Source organism: Pseudomonas sp. UBA4617, assembly GCF_002386445.1.
In the GTDB taxonomy this organism is placed as follows: domain Bacteria; phylum Pseudomonadota; class Gammaproteobacteria; order Pseudomonadales; family Pseudomonadaceae; genus Aquipseudomonas.
Map to the genome: position 1 here is coordinate 26731 of NZ_DGIR01000005.1, position 16272 is coordinate 43002.

Annotated in this window: 16 protein-coding genes; 12 read left to right on the plus strand and 4 right to left on the minus strand. The window is 62.6% G+C overall.

The window, feature by feature from the left end; translation table 11 throughout:
• Positions 1-54: 54 nt before the first annotated feature.
• Entirely contained in the window at positions 55-996 is a 942-nt protein-coding gene (locus B4L76_RS01185; RefSeq protein WP_296229926.1) for a YgfZ/GcvT domain-containing protein, read from the minus strand.
• A gap of 134 nt (positions 997-1130) precedes the next feature.
• Between B4L76_RS01185 and B4L76_RS01190 the strand changes: the two genes are divergently transcribed.
• Together B4L76_RS01190 and B4L76_RS01195 are read left to right on the plus strand one after the other, a co-directional pair.
• Positions 1131-1385: a succinate dehydrogenase assembly factor 2 gene (locus B4L76_RS01190; RefSeq protein WP_296229928.1), complete on the plus strand. Its 255-nt coding sequence runs from the start codon at positions 1131-1133 to the stop codon at positions 1383-1385.
• Positions 1369-1827: a protein YgfX gene (locus B4L76_RS01195; protein WP_296229930.1), complete on the plus strand. Its 459-nt coding sequence runs from the start codon at positions 1369-1371 to the stop codon at positions 1825-1827. Before B4L76_RS01190 ends, B4L76_RS01195 begins: the two co-directional genes overlap by 17 nt.
• Before the next feature lie 56 nt (positions 1828-1883).
• Here B4L76_RS01195 and nadB read toward each other — a convergent pair whose 3' ends face one another.
• The gene (gene nadB, locus B4L76_RS01200) at positions 1884-3488 is read right to left on the minus strand and encodes an L-aspartate oxidase (protein ID WP_296229931.1); all 1605 of its coding nucleotides are present in this window, start codon (positions 3486-3488) and stop codon (positions 1884-1886) included.
• Between the two features lie 435 nt (positions 3489-3923).
• Here nadB and rpoE point away from each other — a divergent pair, with 435 nt between their 5' ends.
• The 10 genes from rpoE to pdxJ all read left to right on the plus strand — a co-directional run bounded on the left by rpoE (position 3924) and on the right by pdxJ (position 14084).
• Entirely contained in the window at positions 3924-4505 is a 582-nt protein-coding gene (gene rpoE / locus B4L76_RS01205) for an RNA polymerase sigma factor RpoE (protein ID WP_003252049.1), read from the plus strand.
• A 31-nt stretch (positions 4506-4536) separates the two neighbouring features.
• The gene (locus B4L76_RS01210; protein ID WP_296229932.1) at positions 4537-5127 is read left to right on the plus strand and encodes a sigma-E factor negative regulatory protein; all 591 of its coding nucleotides are present in this window, start codon (positions 4537-4539) and stop codon (positions 5125-5127) included.
• 12 nt (positions 5128-5139) lie between these two features.
• Positions 5140-6102, plus strand: a complete 963-nt coding sequence (locus B4L76_RS01215; RefSeq protein ID WP_296229934.1) for a MucB/RseB C-terminal domain-containing protein — start codon at positions 5140-5142, stop codon at positions 6100-6102.
• Between the two features lie 208 nt (positions 6103-6310).
• Positions 6311-7711, plus strand: coding sequence for a DegQ family serine endoprotease (locus B4L76_RS01220; protein WP_414707146.1), 1401 nt, complete (start codon positions 6311-6313; stop codon positions 7709-7711).
• A 375-nt stretch (positions 7712-8086) separates the two neighbouring features.
• Complete coding sequence (gene lepA / locus B4L76_RS01225; protein WP_025340425.1) at positions 8087-9886, plus strand: translation elongation factor 4; 1800 nt, start codon at positions 8087-8089, stop codon at positions 9884-9886.
• Positions 9887-9891: 5 nt separating this feature from the next.
• A complete protein-coding gene (gene lepB / locus B4L76_RS01230; protein WP_296229937.1) occupies positions 9892-10746 on the plus strand; it encodes a signal peptidase I in 855 nt (284 codons plus the stop codon).
• Positions 10747-10907: 161 nt separating this feature from the next.
• A complete protein-coding gene (gene rnc / locus B4L76_RS01235; protein ID WP_003258487.1) occupies positions 10908-11597 on the plus strand; it encodes a ribonuclease III in 690 nt (229 codons plus the stop codon).
• Positions 11590-12492 carry a GTPase Era gene (gene era, locus B4L76_RS01240; protein ID WP_296229938.1) on the plus strand — a complete coding sequence of 301 codons (903 nt, stop codon included), beginning with the start codon at positions 11590-11592 and terminating at the stop codon, positions 12490-12492. The genes rnc and era overlap by 8 nt, the downstream gene beginning before the upstream one ends.
• Positions 12493-12616: 124 nt before the next feature.
• The gene (gene recO / locus B4L76_RS01245; protein WP_296229939.1) at positions 12617-13300 is read left to right on the plus strand and encodes a DNA repair protein RecO; all 684 of its coding nucleotides are present in this window, start codon (positions 12617-12619) and stop codon (positions 13298-13300) included.
• A gap of 61 nt (positions 13301-13361) precedes the next feature.
• Entirely contained in the window at positions 13362-14084 is a 723-nt protein-coding gene (pdxJ, locus tag B4L76_RS01250; protein WP_414707147.1) for a pyridoxine 5'-phosphate synthase, read from the plus strand.
• Positions 14085-14151: 67 nt separating this feature from the next.
• Here pdxJ and B4L76_RS01255 read toward each other — a convergent pair whose 3' ends face one another.
• Positions 14152-15534: a heavy metal sensor histidine kinase gene (locus B4L76_RS01255; protein WP_296229941.1), complete on the minus strand. Its 1383-nt coding sequence runs from the start codon at positions 15532-15534 to the stop codon at positions 14152-14154.
• Positions 15531-16205, minus strand: a complete 675-nt coding sequence (locus B4L76_RS01260) for a heavy metal response regulator transcription factor (RefSeq protein WP_296229942.1) — start codon at positions 16203-16205, stop codon at positions 15531-15533. The genes B4L76_RS01255 and B4L76_RS01260 overlap by 4 nt, the downstream gene beginning before the upstream one ends.
• Positions 16206-16272: the final 67 nt, after the last annotated feature.

The window sequence follows — 16272 nt, forward strand, 5'->3', positions numbered from 1 at the left end:
GGGCGTGTCTACCGCAGTGGTGGTGCGGCCCCGCCACGGGGCGGGGCAGGCTGGTCAGCGCTGGATTTCCCGGTCGCGGTCCAGTTCGTAGGGCAGGGTCAGTACCTGCAGGCGCGGGCCGCCGAGGCTGCCCAGGTGCAGGTTGTCATCGTCCACTGCTTCGGCGCTGAGCACCGCGAGCAGCTCGCAGCCCGAACCCGTGCTGGCGGCAAGGACCACCTCACCGACCGACGAACCATGGGTGGGCGAGAAAATCTCCTCACCCGGAGCCGGAATGTCTCGCTGGTCCAGGGCCAGGCGGTACTGGCGGCGCTTCAGCTTGCCCAGGTACTGCATGCGGGCAACGATTTCCTGCCCGGTGTAGCAGCCTTTCTTGAAGCTGACGCCGTCGACGGCCTGCAGGTTGATCATCTGCGGAATGAACAGCTCACGGGTCGGCCCCATGACCTGGCCGATACCGGCACGGATCTGCCCCAGCAGCCAGTCGTTGAGGCTGCCTTCGGGCAGGGCGGCGGCCAGCGCCTGGCGTACCTTTCCGGCGTTGTCGGCTGGCACCCACAGCTCCACGCGTCCTGCGGAAACGGCGACGGCCACCATGCCTTCATGGCGAACGGTGCTGCCAGCGGCAGCGGGCACATCGAGCCCCAGCGTCTGCAATGCCGTATCGCCACCCTGCAGGCCGAAGCGTGCCCAGGCGCTACTTTCATCGGTCAGTGTGGCCTTGGAAAACACGGCGTATTTCTTCAGGTCGGCCAACTGCGGCTCGAGCAACTCGCTGGCCATGGCCATCAGGTAGCCATTGCCTTCGGGCAGGATGCGGAAGCTTGACTGCATGCGCCCCTTGACCATGCAGCGGGCGCCGAGGCTGGCGTGTTCCGGGCTGAGGTAGTTGATGTTGCAGGTCAGCTGGCCTTGCAGGAACTTGCCTGCATCGGAGCCGCGGACGGCGAGGATACCCTCGTGGGACAGGGGGCAGAAGAAAGCGGAATCGGCCATGGGTCATCGCGGTGGCTTAAAGACTGGCGGCCATCATAGAACGCCGGTAACAAAATAGGTAGGTGACTAGACCAACGCCCGGTGTCGCTTCGCTCGCCTGGCTGTATACTGGCGGGCCATTCGAGGAGGGCCCCATGGTCGAACAAACTGAACTCAACCGGCTTTTCTGGCACAGCCGCCGCGGCATGCTGGAACTGGACGTCCTGCTGGTACCTTTCACCCAGGAAGTCTACCCCACGCTCAACCAGACAGACCGCGAACTCTACGTGCGCCTGTTGAGCTGCGAAGATCAGGACATGTTCGGCTGGTTCATGGAGCGCACCGAGTCTGAAGACCCGGAGCTGCAACGCATGGTCCGCATCATCCTGGACCGTGTCCAGCCCAAGTGAGTGTTTCGAGTGCCGCTGGCACGGCTCGCGCCGGCTGCTGACGGCCTACCTGGGTTGCCAGGTGCTGGCGTGGCTCGCCGTTTGGACAAGCCCGCTGCCCGGGTGGCAGGCCCTTGCCGTTGTCGCCACCTGTATCGCCCATGCTGGCTGGGTCATCCCCCGACGTATCCTGCTGACCCATGAGCATGCCGTGACTGGCCTGCGCCGTGATGCGCACGGCTGGTGCGTGTTCAGCCGTGCCCGTGGCTGGCAGCCGGTGCGTCTGTGCCGGGACAGCGTGGCGTTGCCGGCACTGGTGGTGCTGCGCTTCGAGCGGGCGGGGCAATGGGTGGGGGAGAGCCAGTGTGTGCCGCGGGATGCGCTGGGGGTTGATGAACACCGGCGCTTGCGGGTGCGGTTGAAGTTCAGTCGGCGGCGCTGGGCTGATAGCAGCCGGGCATAGATCGGGGCCGAATTGCCTTCTTCGCGGGCGAACCCGCGAAGAAGGCGACGCCGGCCTCAGACCGGGCTGAGGATGGTGTCCTTGGCCTCGGGCAGCATCCCTGGGTAGTCCAGTGTGTAATGCAGCCCGCGGCTTTCCTTGCGCTGCATGGCCGAGAGGATCATCAGCTCGGCCACCTGCGCCAGGTTGCGCAGCTCGATCAGGTCGCGGCTGACCTTGTAGTTGCTGTAGAACTCGTCGATTTCGTCCAGTAGCAGGCGAATGCGGTGCTGGGCCCGCTGCAGGCGCTTGCTGGTGCGCACGATGCCGACGTAGTCCCACATGAAGCGCCGCAATTCATCCCAGTTGTGCGCGATGATCACGTCTTCGTCCGAGTCGGTTACCTGGCTGGCGTCCCAGCCGGGCAGGGCCTTGGGCATGACCACTTCATCCAGGTGCGCCTGGATGTCGGCCGCGGCAGCGCGACCATAGACGAAGCATTCCAGCAGCGAATTGCTGGCCATACGGTTGGCGCCGTGCAGGCCGGTGAAGCTGGTTTCGCCGATGGCATACAGCCCCGGCACATCGGTGTGGCCGCGGTCGTCCACCATGACCCCGCCACAGGTGTAGTGTGCCGCCGGTACCACCGGGATCGGCTGGCGGGTGATGTCGATGCCAAAGGTCAGGCAGCGCTCATATACCGTGGGGAAGTGGTTTTTGATGAAGTCGGCCGGCTTGTGGGTGATGTCCAGGTAGACGCAGTCCACACCCAGGCGCTTCATTTCATGGTCGATGGCGCGGGCCACGATGTCACGCGGGGCCAGCTCTTCGCGAGGGTCGAAGCGTGGCATGAAGCGTTCGCCATTGGGCAGGCGCAGCAGGGCGCCTTCGCCGCGCAGAGCCTCGGTGATCAGGAAGCTCTTGGCTTGCGGGTGGTACAGGCAGGTCGGGTGGAACTGGTTGAATTCCAGGTTCGCCACCCGACAACCGGCCCGCCAGGCCATGGCGATGCCGTCGCCGCAGGCACCATCGGGGTTGCTGGTGTACAGGTAGACCTTGGCCGCGCCGCCCGTGGCCAGCACGGTGAAGCGCGCACCGAAGGTGTCGACTTCGCCGGTATTGCGGTCAAGCACATAGGCACCCAGGCAGCGCTCGCCGGGCAGGCCGAGGCGGCGTTCGGTAATCAGGTCGATAGCCACGCGCTGCTCCAGCAACTGGATGTTCGGGCGCAGGCGGGCCTGGGCCAGCAGCGTGGTGAAAATGGCGGCGCCGGTGGCGTCGGCCGCATGGATGATGCGCCGGTGGCTGTGGCCGCCTTCGCGGGTCAGGTGGAACTCGAAGCCACCATCGTCGACGCTGTAGTGCTCATCGCGGGTAAAAGGCACGCCTTGCCCGATCAGCCATTCGATGGCTTCCCGGCTGTGCTCGACGGTAAAGCGCACCGCCTGTTCATGGCACAGGCCACCGCCGGCGTTGAGGGTGTCCTCGACATGCGACTGCACGGTATCGCTATTGTCCAGCACCGCTGCGACCCCGCCTTGGGCCCAGAAGGTCGAGCCGTTGGCCAGGTCGCCCTTGCTGAGCACGGCGACGCGCAGGTGACTGGGCAGGTTCAGTGCCAGGCTGAGACCGGCGGCACCGCTGCCGATCACCAGGACATCATGTTGGAATTGTTGGCTCATGTCGGGACACTAGTAATCTTCGGAAGGGGCGCGGCACAATAGTCACGCGCCGATGGCATTGTGAAACTATCGTTAAAGCTGGCCGGGTTGCCTTTATAGCAGCCCAGGGTGGCCAATTTCCATGCCACTTGCCTGGTCGCGACAACCTTTGTGGGAACTTTCCGATACGGCCGGAAATCCTATGAAGGCTGCCCGTACGCCACAATTTGCCGCGGCGACGCAGGGCGGCAGGCCTGTCCAGGCTGTCCCTGCGTACTCGAAACCTTGATTATCGACGTAGCCGGCCGTGACCGTGCAGCGTCTTCCGTGCAAGCCGACCAAGGGCTGCAGGAAACTTGCTTGGAGGGGAGAACTTTTGCGAAAAGCCCGAGTCTATGGTTGCAAGCCTGAACGATGGCTGCTGCAACGCTCCTTCGAGTTCACTGAGGAGTGTTCATGCTAACCCAGGAAGAGGATCAGCAGCTTGTCGAGCGTGTTCAGCGCGGCGACAGGCGAGCGTTCGATCTGTTGGTGCTGAAGTATCAGCACAAGATTCTCGGGTTGATCGTGCGGTTCGTTCACGATACCCACGAGGCCCAGGATGTAGCACAGGAAGCCTTCATCAAGGCCTACCGTGCGCTTGGCAATTTCCGCGGAGACAGTGCGTTTTATACGTGGCTTTACCGCATCGCCATCAACACGGCGAAGAACTACCTGGTGTCCCGTGGAAGACGGCCACCAGACAGCGATGTGAGCTCTGAGGATGCGGAGTTTTACGACGGCGATCATGGTCTCAAGGATCTCGAGTCCCCAGAGCGCTCGTTGTTGCGGGATGAAATCGAAGGCACTGTCCATCGCACCATCCAGCAACTGCCGGAAGACCTGCGCACGGCCCTGACCCTGCGCGAGTTCGACGGACTGAGTTACGAAGACATTGCCAGTGTCATGCAATGTCCGGTGGGTACCGTGCGCTCTCGAATCTTCCGCGCTCGGGAGGCCATAGACAAAGCCCTGCAACCTTTGCTGCAGGAAACCTGAGACAGCGGCGACAGCCAAGAGAGGAACCGCCATGAGTCGTGAAGCTTTGCAGGAATCGCTGTCCGCGGTAATGGATAACGAAGCGGACGAGCTTGAACTGCGTCGGGTATTGAATGCCGTCGACGATGCTGAAACCCGTGCCACCTGGTCGCGTTACCAGGTTGCCCGCGCAGCCATGCACAAGGAGCTGCTGCTGCCGAACCTGGATATCGCTTCGGCGGTTTCTGCCGCCCTGGCTGACGAGGCCGTGCCGGCCAAGGTCAAGAAGGGGCCATGGCGCAGCATCGGCCGCCTGGCGGTAGCTGCTTCGGTCACCGTTGCGGTGCTGGCCGGTGTACGCATGTACAACCAGGACGAGATCACTGGCGCCGAGCTGGCTGCCCAGCAACCTGCCCAGCAGGGGGTGACTGTGCCACAAGCACAGGGCCCTGCCGTTTTGGCAGGCTATAGTGAAAGCGGTGAGCAACCGACCGGGCCGATGGCCAACGGCGTGCTGCAGAACCAGGCCGGCTGGGATCAGCGTCTGCCAGGCTATCTGCGCCAGCATGCCCAGGAGTCTGCGCTGAAGGGCACTGAAACCGCATTGCCGTATGCCCGCGCCGCCAGCCTGGAAAACCGTTAAGTAAGGAGGATCATGCGCGCGCTACCTCTCCTGTCGCTGCTGATTGGCAGCTGCATGACGGTGCCAGCATTGGCGGCCAATTCCTCGCCCGAGGCGGGCGAGTGGTTGAACAAGCTGGCACAGGCCGAGCAAAAGCAGAGCTACCAAGGCTCTTTTGTCTACGAACGTAACGGCAGTTTCTCTTCCCACGAGATCTGGCACAAGGTCGAAGACGGCAAGGTCAGCGAGCGGCTGTTGCAGCTCGATGGCGCCGCCCAGGAAATCGTGCGCGTGGATGGCAGGGTAGAATGCGCCAGCGGTGCTTTGGCCGGTGGCGTGACGCCACCTACGGACGCCCCCCAGCGCCTGCTGGATCCCCTGAAACTGATGGGTTGGTACAATTTGAGCGTGGCGGGCAAGTCGCGGGTCGCCGACCGCGATGCCGTGATCGTGACGCTCACCCCACGTGACCAGCACCGCTATGCCTTTGAATTGCACCTGGATCGAGCAACCGGGTTACCGCTGCGCTCGTTGATGGTCAATGACAAGGGGCAGTTGCTGGAGCGCTTCCAGATGACCCGTCTCGATACTGAAGTGCCCAGCGACGAAGACCTGCGTGCCAGTGCTGCCTGCAAGCCCGTGCAGCATGTGGCCGCTGCCAGCAATGACAAGGTCGCCGGTTGGCGTTCGGACTGGCTGCCGCCAGGGTTCGAGCTGGTCAACAGTTCGGTGCGCCGTGATCCGAAGCAGGGTGGTGCGGTCAGCAGCCTGATGTATGACGATGGCCTGGCACGCTTCTCGGTGTTCCTCGAGCAGGTGAACGATGACGGTGGCAATGACGTGCGTACCCAGCTTGGCCCCACGTCGGCAGTGTCGCGGCGCCTGAACACGCCCAAGGGCAAGGTGATGGTCACCGTGGTCGGCGAAATTCCGCTGGGTACTGCAGAGCGTGTGGCCCTGTCCATGCGTCCCCAGGACGCTCAGGCGCGCCAGTAATTGCGCGCCTTTGCTGGCTGTGTCCAAGCAAGCGGACATGTGCCTGAAATGAAATTAAAGCATTGTCATTTGCAATCTTTCGGCAAATTTTCTATAGGTCAGGCTTCTTGGAGCCTGGCCTTTCCTGCTTTGGGCAGGGCCTTTCTAAACTACCGCTCGTTGTGACGGGAGCCGTATGTCAATACCACGCTTGAAATCCTACCTATCGATGTTCGCCGCCGTGCTGATGCTCGGCCAGGTGCTCACCGCCCAGGCCGAGGAAGCCCTGCCGGACTTCACCACCCTGGTCGAGCAGGCCTCGCCAGCCGTGGTCAACATCAGTACCAAGCAGAAGCTGCCGGACCGCCGCATGGCCGCCGGGGAGATGCCTGACCTGGAAGGCCTGCCGCCGATGTTCCGCGAGTTCTTCGAGCGCAACATGCCGCAGCAGCCACGCTCGCCACGCGGTGACCGCCAGCGCGAGGCTCAATCGCTGGGTTCGGGCTTCATCATTTCCAGCGATGGCTACGTACTGACCAACAACCACGTGGTCGCCGATGCCGACGAGATCATCGTCCGCCTGTCGGACCGCAGCGAGCTGCAGGCCAAGCTGGTCGGCACCGACCCGCGCACCGACGTAGCCCTGCTCAAGGTCGAGGGCAAGAACCTGCCGACCGTGAAGCTGGGGGATTCGGAGAAACTGAAAGTGGGCGAGTGGGTGCTGGCCATCGGTTCGCCGTTCGGCTTCGACCACTCGGTGACCAAAGGCATCGTCAGTGCCAAGGGCCGTACCCTGCCCAACGACACCTATGTGCCGTTCATTCAGACCGACGTGGCCATCAACCCGGGCAACTCCGGTGGCCCGCTGTTCAACATGAACGGTGAGGTGGTGGGTATCAACTCGCAGATCTTCACCCGTTCCGGTGGGTTCATGGGCTTGTCGTTCGCCATCCCGATCGATGTAGCGATCGATGTTTCCAACCAGCTGAAGAAAGACGGCAAGGTCAGCCGTGGCTGGCTTGGCGTGGTGATCCAGGAGGTCAACAAGGACCTGGCCGAGTCCTTCGGTCTCGACAAGCCGGCCGGCGCGCTGGTCGCCCAGGTGCTGGAAAACGGCCCGGCAGCCAAAGGCGGCCTGCAGGTCGGTGACGTGATCCTGAGCATGAACGGCCAGCCGATCATCATGTCGGCAGACCTGCCGCACCTGGTGGGCAGCCTCAAGGATGGCGAAAAGGCCAAGCTGGAAATCATCCGCAATGGCAAGCGCCAGACCCTGGACATCAGTGTCGGGGCCTTGCCGGACGACGATGCCGACATCACCACTGGCGCCGAAGGCAGTGCTGAGCGTAGCAGCAACCGCCTGGGCGTATCGGTGGCCGACCTGACCGCCGAGCAGAAGAAATCCCTGGAGCTCAAAGGCGGGGTGGTAATCAAGGAAGTCCAGGATGGCCCCGCCGCAATGATCGGCCTGCGTCCAGGTGACATCATCAGCCACCTGAACAACCAGGCCATCGGCTCGGCCAAGGAATTCACCGAAATTGCCAAGGAGCTGCCGAAAAACCGTTCGGTGTCGATGCGTGTGCTGCGTCAGGGGCGTGCGAGCTTCATTACCTTCAAGCTCGCTGAATAAACGGCTTGTCGCATCAGTGAAAACCCGGCGCATGATGCGCCGGGTTTTTTATGTTTCCCATGCCTGGGCTGCGCCGTTTGGTCCAGCCATCGAAAGCCGGGAGTGCTGTAACGCCCCCAGTGCCAAAATCAGGATTCAACGCACCAGCTTGTCGTGCATGTTTCATTGGATAGCCCTTGGCATTGTCTAAGCATCCATTCCAGGAGGGCACATCAATGGGCTCTACTGATAGAACTGATAGGCCGATGTCGCAGCCGAAGACTGTGCGCGCCGTTTGGTCGGTCAGTGGTCGTGGCGGCATGCTGCGGCTTAAGGTACAATTCCCGGCTATTTTTCGGCGGGCGTCCGGCTCGCAGCCTTTTCGAGTGTTGACCCGTGAGTGATTTGAGTCATATCCGCAATTTCTCCATCATCGCCCACATCGACCATGGCAAGTCGACGCTGGCCGACCGTTTCATCCAGATGTGCGGTGGCCTGTCGGCGCGCGAAATGGAAGCCCAGGTGCTCGATTCCATGGACCTGGAGCGCGAGCGCGGTATTACCATCAAGGCCCACAGCGTCACGCTCAACTACAAGGCGCAGGACGGCAAGGTCTACCAGCTGAACTTCATCGATACCCCCGGCCACGTCGACTTCACCTACGAAGTCTCGCGCTCGCTGGCGGCCTGTGAGGGTGCGCTGCTGGTGGTTGACGCCGGCCAGGGCGTCGAGGCGCAGTCCGTGGCCAACTGCTACACCGCCATCGAGCAGGGCCTGGAAGTCATGCCTGTGCTGAACAAGATGGACCTGCCCCAGGCTGACCCGGACCGCGTCAAGGACGAGATCGAGAAGATCATCGGTATCGACGCCACCGACGCCGTGGCCTGCAGTGCCAAGAGTGGCATGGGCGTGGACGAGGTGCTCGAGCGTCTGGTGCAGACCATCCCCGCGCCGGAAGGCGATATCGAGGCGCCGCTGCAGGCGCTGATCATCGACTCCTGGTTCGACAACTACCTGGGCGTGGTCTCGCTGGTGCGCGTGCGCCATGGCCGCGTCAAGAAAGGTGACAAGATCCTGGTCAAGTCCACCGGCAAGGTGCACCTGGTCGACAGCGTCGGCGTATTCACCCCGAAACACACCCAGACCGCCGACCTGAAGGCCGGTGAGGTGGGCTTCATCATCGCCAGCATCAAGGACATCCACGGTGCCCCGGTTGGTGACACCCTGACCTTGTCCTCGACCCCTGAAGTCGAAGTGCTGCCAGGCTTCAAGAAAATCCAGCCGCAGGTCTACGCCGGCCTTTTCCCGGTCAGCTCCGACGACTTCGAGGATTTCCGCGATGCCCTGCAGAAGCTGACCCTGAACGACTCGTCGCTGCAATACATGCCGGAAAGCTCCGATGCACTGGGCTTCGGCTTCCGTTGCGGCTTCCTCGGCATGCTGCACATGGAGATCATCCAGGAGCGCCTGGAGCGCGAATACGACCTGGACCTGATCACCACCGCGCCAAGCGTGATCTACGAGCTCGAACTGAAAACCGGCGAAACCATTACCGTCGACAACCCGTCGAAGCTGCCAGACGTCTCGGCGGTCGCCGATTTCCGTGAGCCGATCGTTACCGCCACCATCCTGGTGCCGCAGGAGCACCTGGGTAACGTCATCACCCTGTGCATCGAAAAGCGTGGCGTGCAGCGCGACATGCAGTTCCTCGGCAGCCAGGTGCAGGTGCGCTACGACTTGCCGATGAACGAAGTGGTATTGGACTTCTTCGACCGCCTCAAGTCCACCAGCCGCGGCTATGCTTCGCTGGATTATCATTTCGATCGCTACCAGTCGGCCAACCTGGTCAAGCTGGACGTACTGATCAACGGCGACAAGGTCGATGCCCTGGCCCTGATCGTGCACCGCGACAACGCGGCTTACAAAGGCCGTGCGTTGACCGAAAAGATGAAGGAACTGATCCCTCGGCAGATGTTCGATGTGGCGATCCAGGCAGCTATCGGCGGCCAGATCATCGCACGTACAACCGTCAAGGCACTCAGAAAGAACGTACTGGCCAAGTGCTACGGTGGTGACGTCAGCCGTAAGAAGAAACTGCTGGAGAAGCAGAAGGCCGGTAAGAAACGCATGAAACAGGTGGGCAACGTGGAGATTCCACAGGAAGCCTTCCTCGCCGTGCTCAGGTTGGATAGCTAGGTCCTATGTCGCTAAATTTCCCGCTGTTGCTAGTCATCGCTGTCTTCGTCTGCGGTCTGCTGGGCTTGATCGACCTGCTGTTCCTGGCCCCGCGCCGGCGGGCGGCAATCGCCAACTACCAGGGCAGCGTCAGCCAGCCCGAAATTGCGGTGGTCGAGCGCCTTGGCAAGGAGCCATTGCTGGTCGAATACGGCAAGTCGTTCTTCCCGGTGCTGTTCATCGTGCTGGTGCTGCGCTCGTTCCTGGTCGAACCATTCCAGATTCCTTCGGGGTCGATGAAACCGACCCTGGAAGTGGGCGACTTCATCCTGGTGAACAAGTTCTCGTACGGCATCCGCCTGCCGGTGATCGACAAGAAGGTCATCGAGGTGGGGGACCCGCAACGCGGTGATGTAATGGTGTTCCGCTACCCGAGCGACCCGAACGTCAACTACATCAAACGGGTGGTCGGCCTGCCGGGCGACCAGATCCGCTATACCAACGACAAGCGGTTGTTCGTCAACGGCCAGCCGATTGCCGAACAACTGGTGGGCACCGAGCCGGGCACCCTGGGCAGCGCCCAGCTGTACAAGGAAAAGCTCGGCGAGGCCGAACACCTGATCCGCAAGGAAATGAGCCGTTACCGCATGCCACCGGACCAGCAATGGACCGTGCCGGCGGGCCATTACTTCATGATGGGTGACAACCGCGACAATTCCAACGACAGCCGTTACTGGGATGACCCGAACATTCCCAGGGAACTGCACGGCATGGTTCCGGACCGGAACATTGTCGGCAAGGCATTTGCAGTGTGGATGAGCTGGCCAGAGCCCAAGCTCAGCCACCTGCCCAACCTGTCGCGGGTCGGTCTGATCCATTGATACCCATCGGCGCTGGCCAGCAGGCAGCGCCGAATGCATTTCTGACATAGGCTGTGTTCTCAAGGATCGGGAGATTCGTCGCACGTTGCGACGGGCCACAGCCAAACAGTCTTTCAGGATGTTGATTTGAACAACGCGTTGAACAACGAACGGGTGGTTGCATGAGTGCTCCCCTTGCCCGTCTGGAGCGAAAGCTCGGTTACACCTTCAAGAACCAGGACCAGATGCTCCTGGCGCTGACGCATCGCAGCTACGCTGGGCGCAACAACGAGCGCCTGGAGTTCCTCGGTGACGCCATTCTCAACTTCGTCGCCGGCGAGGCGCTGTTCGAGCGCTTCCCGCAGGCCCGCGAAGGCCAGCTGTCGCGTTTGCGCGCGCGCCTGGTCAAGGGTGAGACCCTGGCCCGCCTGGCCCGTGGTTTCGACCTGGGTGACCACCTGCGCCTGGGCTCCGGCGAGCTCAAGAGCGGTGGCTTCCGCCGAGAGTCGATCCTCGCCGACGCCCTGGAGGCGCTGATTGGTGCCATTTACCTGGACGCGGACATGGAAACGGCTCGGGAACGCGTGTTGGCCTGGCTGGCCGATGAGTTCGAAGGCCTGACCCTGGTCGATACCAACAAGGATCCGAAAACCCGCTTGCAGGAGTTCCTGCAGTCACGCAGCTGCGAACTGCCGCGCTACGAAGTGGTGGATATCCAGGGCGAACCGCACTGCCGGACCTTCTTCGTCGAATGCGAAGTGGTGCTGCTGAACAACAAGAGCCGTGGCCAGGGCGTCAGCCGGCGTATCGCCGAGCAAGTCGCCGCCGCGTCTGCACTGATCGCCCTGGGCGTGGAGAATGGCAATGACTGATAGCAACCCGACCCGCTGCGGCTACGTAGCCATTGTCGGCCGCCCCAACGTCGGCAAGTCGACCCTGCTCAACCACATCCTCGGCCAGAAGCTGGCGATCACGTCGCGCAAACCTCAGACCACCCGCCACAACATGCTTGGCATCAAGACCGAGGGTGATGTGCAGGCAATCTATGTCGATACGCCCGGTATGCACAAGGCCAACGACAAGGCCCTGAACCGCTACATGAACCGCAACGCCTCGGCGGCCCTGAAGGACGTCGACGTGGTGATCTTCGTGGTTGACCGCACCCGCTGGACCGACGAGGACCAGCTGGTGCTGGAGCGCGTGCAGTACGTGAGCGGCCCGGTGATCCTGGCGGTCAACAAGACCGACCGTATGGACGAGAAAGCCGAACTGATTCCGCACCTGCAGTGGCTGCAGACACAACTGCCGAATGCCGAGATCGTACCGATTTCCGCGCAGCAGGGGCACAACCTGGAATCGCTGGAAGCGCTGATCGCCAAGCACCTGCCGGAAAACGAACACTTCTTCCCGGAAGACCAGATCACCGACCGCAGCAGCCGTTTCCTGGCCGCCGAGCTGGTACGCGAGAAGATCATGCGCCAGCTCGGCGCGGAGCTGCCGTACCAGATCACCGTGGAGATCGAGGAGTTCAAGCAGCAGGGCCATGTGCTGCACATCCATGCGCTGATCCTGGTTGAGCGTGACGGCCAGAAGAAGATCATCATTGGCGACAAGGGCGAGCGCATCAAGCGCATTGGCTCTGACGCGCGCAAGGACATGGAAGTGCTGTTCGACGCCAAGGTGATGCTCAACCTGTGGGTCAAGGTCAAGGGCGGCTGGTCCGACGACGAGCGCGCCCTGCGCTCGCTGGGCTACGGCGACCTGTAAAATCTGCCTGCCGGCTCAGGCTACTCTGTGGGAGCGGGTTTACCCGCGAATGCGTCAGTGGGTCACCACCGTATTCGCGGGTAAACCCGCTCCCACAGTTGTTTGGGGCTTCTAGAGATCGTTTATGGAACAACCTGTCGGCCAGCCAGCCTACGTACTGCACAGCCGTGCCTACAAGGAAACCAGTGCGCTGGTGGACTTCTTTACCCCACAGGGTCGCGTGCGTGCCGTGTTGCGCCGGGCGCGCGGCAAGGGCGGCAGCCTGGTGCGCCCGTTCGTGCCGCTGGAGCTGGAACTGCGCGGGCGCGGTGAGCTGAAGAATGTGGGGCGAATGGACAGCGCCGGCATCGCCGCCTGGTTGCACGGTGACGCCTTGTTCAGCGGGTTGTATCTCAATGAATTGCTCATGCGCCTGCTGCCTGCCGAAGCGCCTTACCCGGCATTGTTCGAGCACTACAGCCTGACCCTGCAAGCCTTGGCCGCCGGGCGTCCGCTGGAGCCACTGTTACGCGCATTCGAATGGCGGCTGCTGGACGAGCTCGGTTATGCCTTTTCGTTGCAGCATGATGTGAATGACCAGCCGATTGCAGCCGATGGCCTGTACCGTCTGCGCGTGGATGCAGGCCTGGAGCGGGTTGAACTGGCGCAACCGGGATTGTTTCACGGTGCCGAGTTACTGGCCCTGGCCGAAGCTGACTGGGACGCCCCCGGTGCATTACTCGCCGCCAAGCGTCTGATGCGCCAGGCGCTGGCAGTGCACCTGGGAACAAAACCGCTGGTCAGCCGGGAACTGTTTCGCAAGCGCTGATCACGACGTATGCTGTTGGGCTCAATCTTCAGGAGAGCCTTTCGTGACTCACAGCAACCGCATGCTTCTCGGCGTAAACATCGACCACGTGGCGACCCTGCGCCAGGCCCGGGGCACGCGTTACCCTGACCCGGTCAAGGCTGCCCTGGATGCCGAGGAAGCGGGCGCCGATGGCATCACCGTGCATTTGCGGGAAGATCGCCGACATATCCAGGAGCGTGACGTGCTGCTGCTCAAGGATGTGCTGCAGACCCGCATGAATTTCGAGATGGGCGTCACCGAGGAGATGATGGCCTTTGCCGAGAAGATTCGCCCGGCACATATCTGCCTGGTACCCGAAACCCGCCAGGAGCTGACCACCGAAGGTGGCCTGGACGTGGCGGGCCAGGAGGCGCGAATCAAGGCAGCGGTGGAGCGCCTGGCACGTACCGGTGCCGAAGTATCGCTGTTCATCGATGCTGATGAGCGGCAGATCGAGGCTTCGCGCCGAGTGGGGGCACCAGCCATCGAGCTGCACACCGGGCGTTACGCCGACGCCCAAACTCCGACCGCAGTGGCCGAAGAGCTCAAGCGTATTGCCGATGGCGTGGCGTTTGGCGTGAGCCAAGGGTTGATCGTCAATGCCGGCCACGGGCTGCATTACCACAATGTCGAAGCAGTGGCGGCGATCAAGGGTATCAATGAACTCAACATCGGCCATGCGCTGGTGGCGCACGCCCTGTTCGTTGGGTTCAAGGCCGCGGTCGCCGAGATGAAGGCGCTGATCGTGGCGGCTTCGCGCTGATCCACAGGGCAACCTGTAACGGCCTCTTGGTGCGCTTGCCCGCAAAGAGGCCGGCACGGGCAGCCGATTATTCGCCAGGAAACACCAGCGTAAAGCGGCTAGGCCCCGAGGGAGTGCTGCTGACTTCGACTCGTCCTCCATGCAGATGCATGATCGACTTCACGATCGCCAGCCCCAACCCTGTTCCGCCCTCCAGCCGCGAGCGCCCCGAGCCCACCCGGTAGAACCGCTCGAACAGGCGCGGCAGGTGTTCTGCCGCAATGCCAGGCCCCTGGTTCTCCACCGACAGTCGAACTTCACCACCCAGCCGTTCGATGTGCAGTTCCACGGCGGTACCCTTGGGGCAGTGGCGAATGGCATTGCTCAGCAGGTTCGACAATGCCCGTTGAAACATCAGCCGATCCGCCATCGCCGTGCCCCAGCCCTGGACGCGTAATTCAACCTCTTTCAGCTCGGCGCTGAAGGCGAACAGTTCGACCACCCGCGCTGTTTCGTCGGCCAGGGCCATGGGCTTGAGCGCGATCTGGGCCTGGGGCTGGCTGACCTGGGCGAGAAACAGCATGTCGTTGATGATGCGGTTGAGCCGGGTCAGCTCTTCAATGCTGTCTTCCAGCACTTCGCGGTAATTGGCGTTGTCCCGTTCACGCGCCAGGGTCACCTGCGCCTTGCCCATCAGGTTGCCTAGCGGGGTGCGCAGTTCATGGGCCAGGTCGTCGGAAAACTGCGACAGCTGGCTCACGCCCTGATCGAGCCGGTCGAGCATCACGTTGATGCTGCGGGCCAGCTCTGCCAGTTCCAGCGGCAGACCGCTGGCAGGCAAGCGATGCTGCAGGTCCTGGGCCGACACTTGCCCGGCAATCCGTCGAAAGTGCCGCAACGGCTTCAGGCCGCGTTGCATGAGCCACCAGGCACCCGCGCCGATCAGCAACAGCAGTATCGGTAGCGCGAACAAGGTGGAGCGCAGGTAGGCTTGCAGCAGGGCGTTATCGTCGGCACGGTCGAATGTCATCATCACCTTGACCGGGGTGTCGTCACGCAGGCGCATCAGGCGGGTCGCGGTGAGCAGCTGGTTGCCGCTGCTGTCGCGCCAGGCGTGGAAGGCCAGGCGGTTGCCGGTACGCAGCTCGCCCATACGCGATTCCAGAGCCGGGCCGAGGCTCAGCAGGTGTGGGTGGCGCCCATCGATGGCCAGCACGCTGAGGCTGAGGTTGTCATGCCCCATCACCAGGTCGAGCAGCGGATGGGCGCGCGTGCCCAGGTCTTCGTTGCGCAGGTCGACGCGCAAATTGTGCTCGACCTGCAGCATCTTGCGCGTCAGGTCCTTGCGTGCGCGGCTGTCCAGCTCGTGATCCAGGGCGAACACGGCCAGGCAGGCCAGCAGCAACACCAGCGCGGCGCCCATCAGCGTCACGCCCAGGCCCAGGCGCAATGACAGGCTGGCGTTGTTCAAAAGCGCGCCTCGAGCACGTAGCCGACACCCCGCAGGGTGTGGATCAGCTTGTTGTCGAACGGGTCGTCGATCTTCGCCCGCAGGCGGCGGATTGAAACCTCGACCACGTTGGTGTCGCAATCGAAGTTCATGTCCCACACCAGAGAGATGATCTGGGTGCGCGAAAGCACCTCGCCGGTCTGGCGCATCAGCAGGTGCAGCAGGGCGAATTCCTTGGCGGTCAGGTCGATACGCTGCCCGGCGCGGTAGGCGCGGTGGCGACCGGGGTCCAGCTCCAGGTCGGCGACGCGCAGGGTGCTGGGCTGCAGTTGCTGGTCGTTGCGCCGTAGCAGGCTGCGAATGCGCGCCAGCAGTTCCGGGAACTCGAAGGGTTTGAGCAGGTAATCGTCAGCGCCGAGGTCCAGGCCCTTGACCCGGTCAGCCAGGCGACCGTGTGCCGTGAGCATCATGATGCGTGTGGCCGCTTCGGCACGCAGCCGCTGTAACACGGTCCAGCCATCGAGTTCGGGCAGGTTGACGTCGAGGATGAGCAAATCGTAAGGCTGCTGGCGAGCCAGGTACAGGCCGTCGGTGCCGGTGTGGGCGCAGTCGACAATGTAACCGTTCTCACGCAGGCCTTGTTGCAGATAGTCGGCCGTACGCAGTTCGTCCTCGATGATCAGTAGGCGCATGAGCGGGCTCGGTTTGATGAAGGGGCGAATTGTCGACCCTGTAGTGACATCAGGGTCAAGCGGCAGG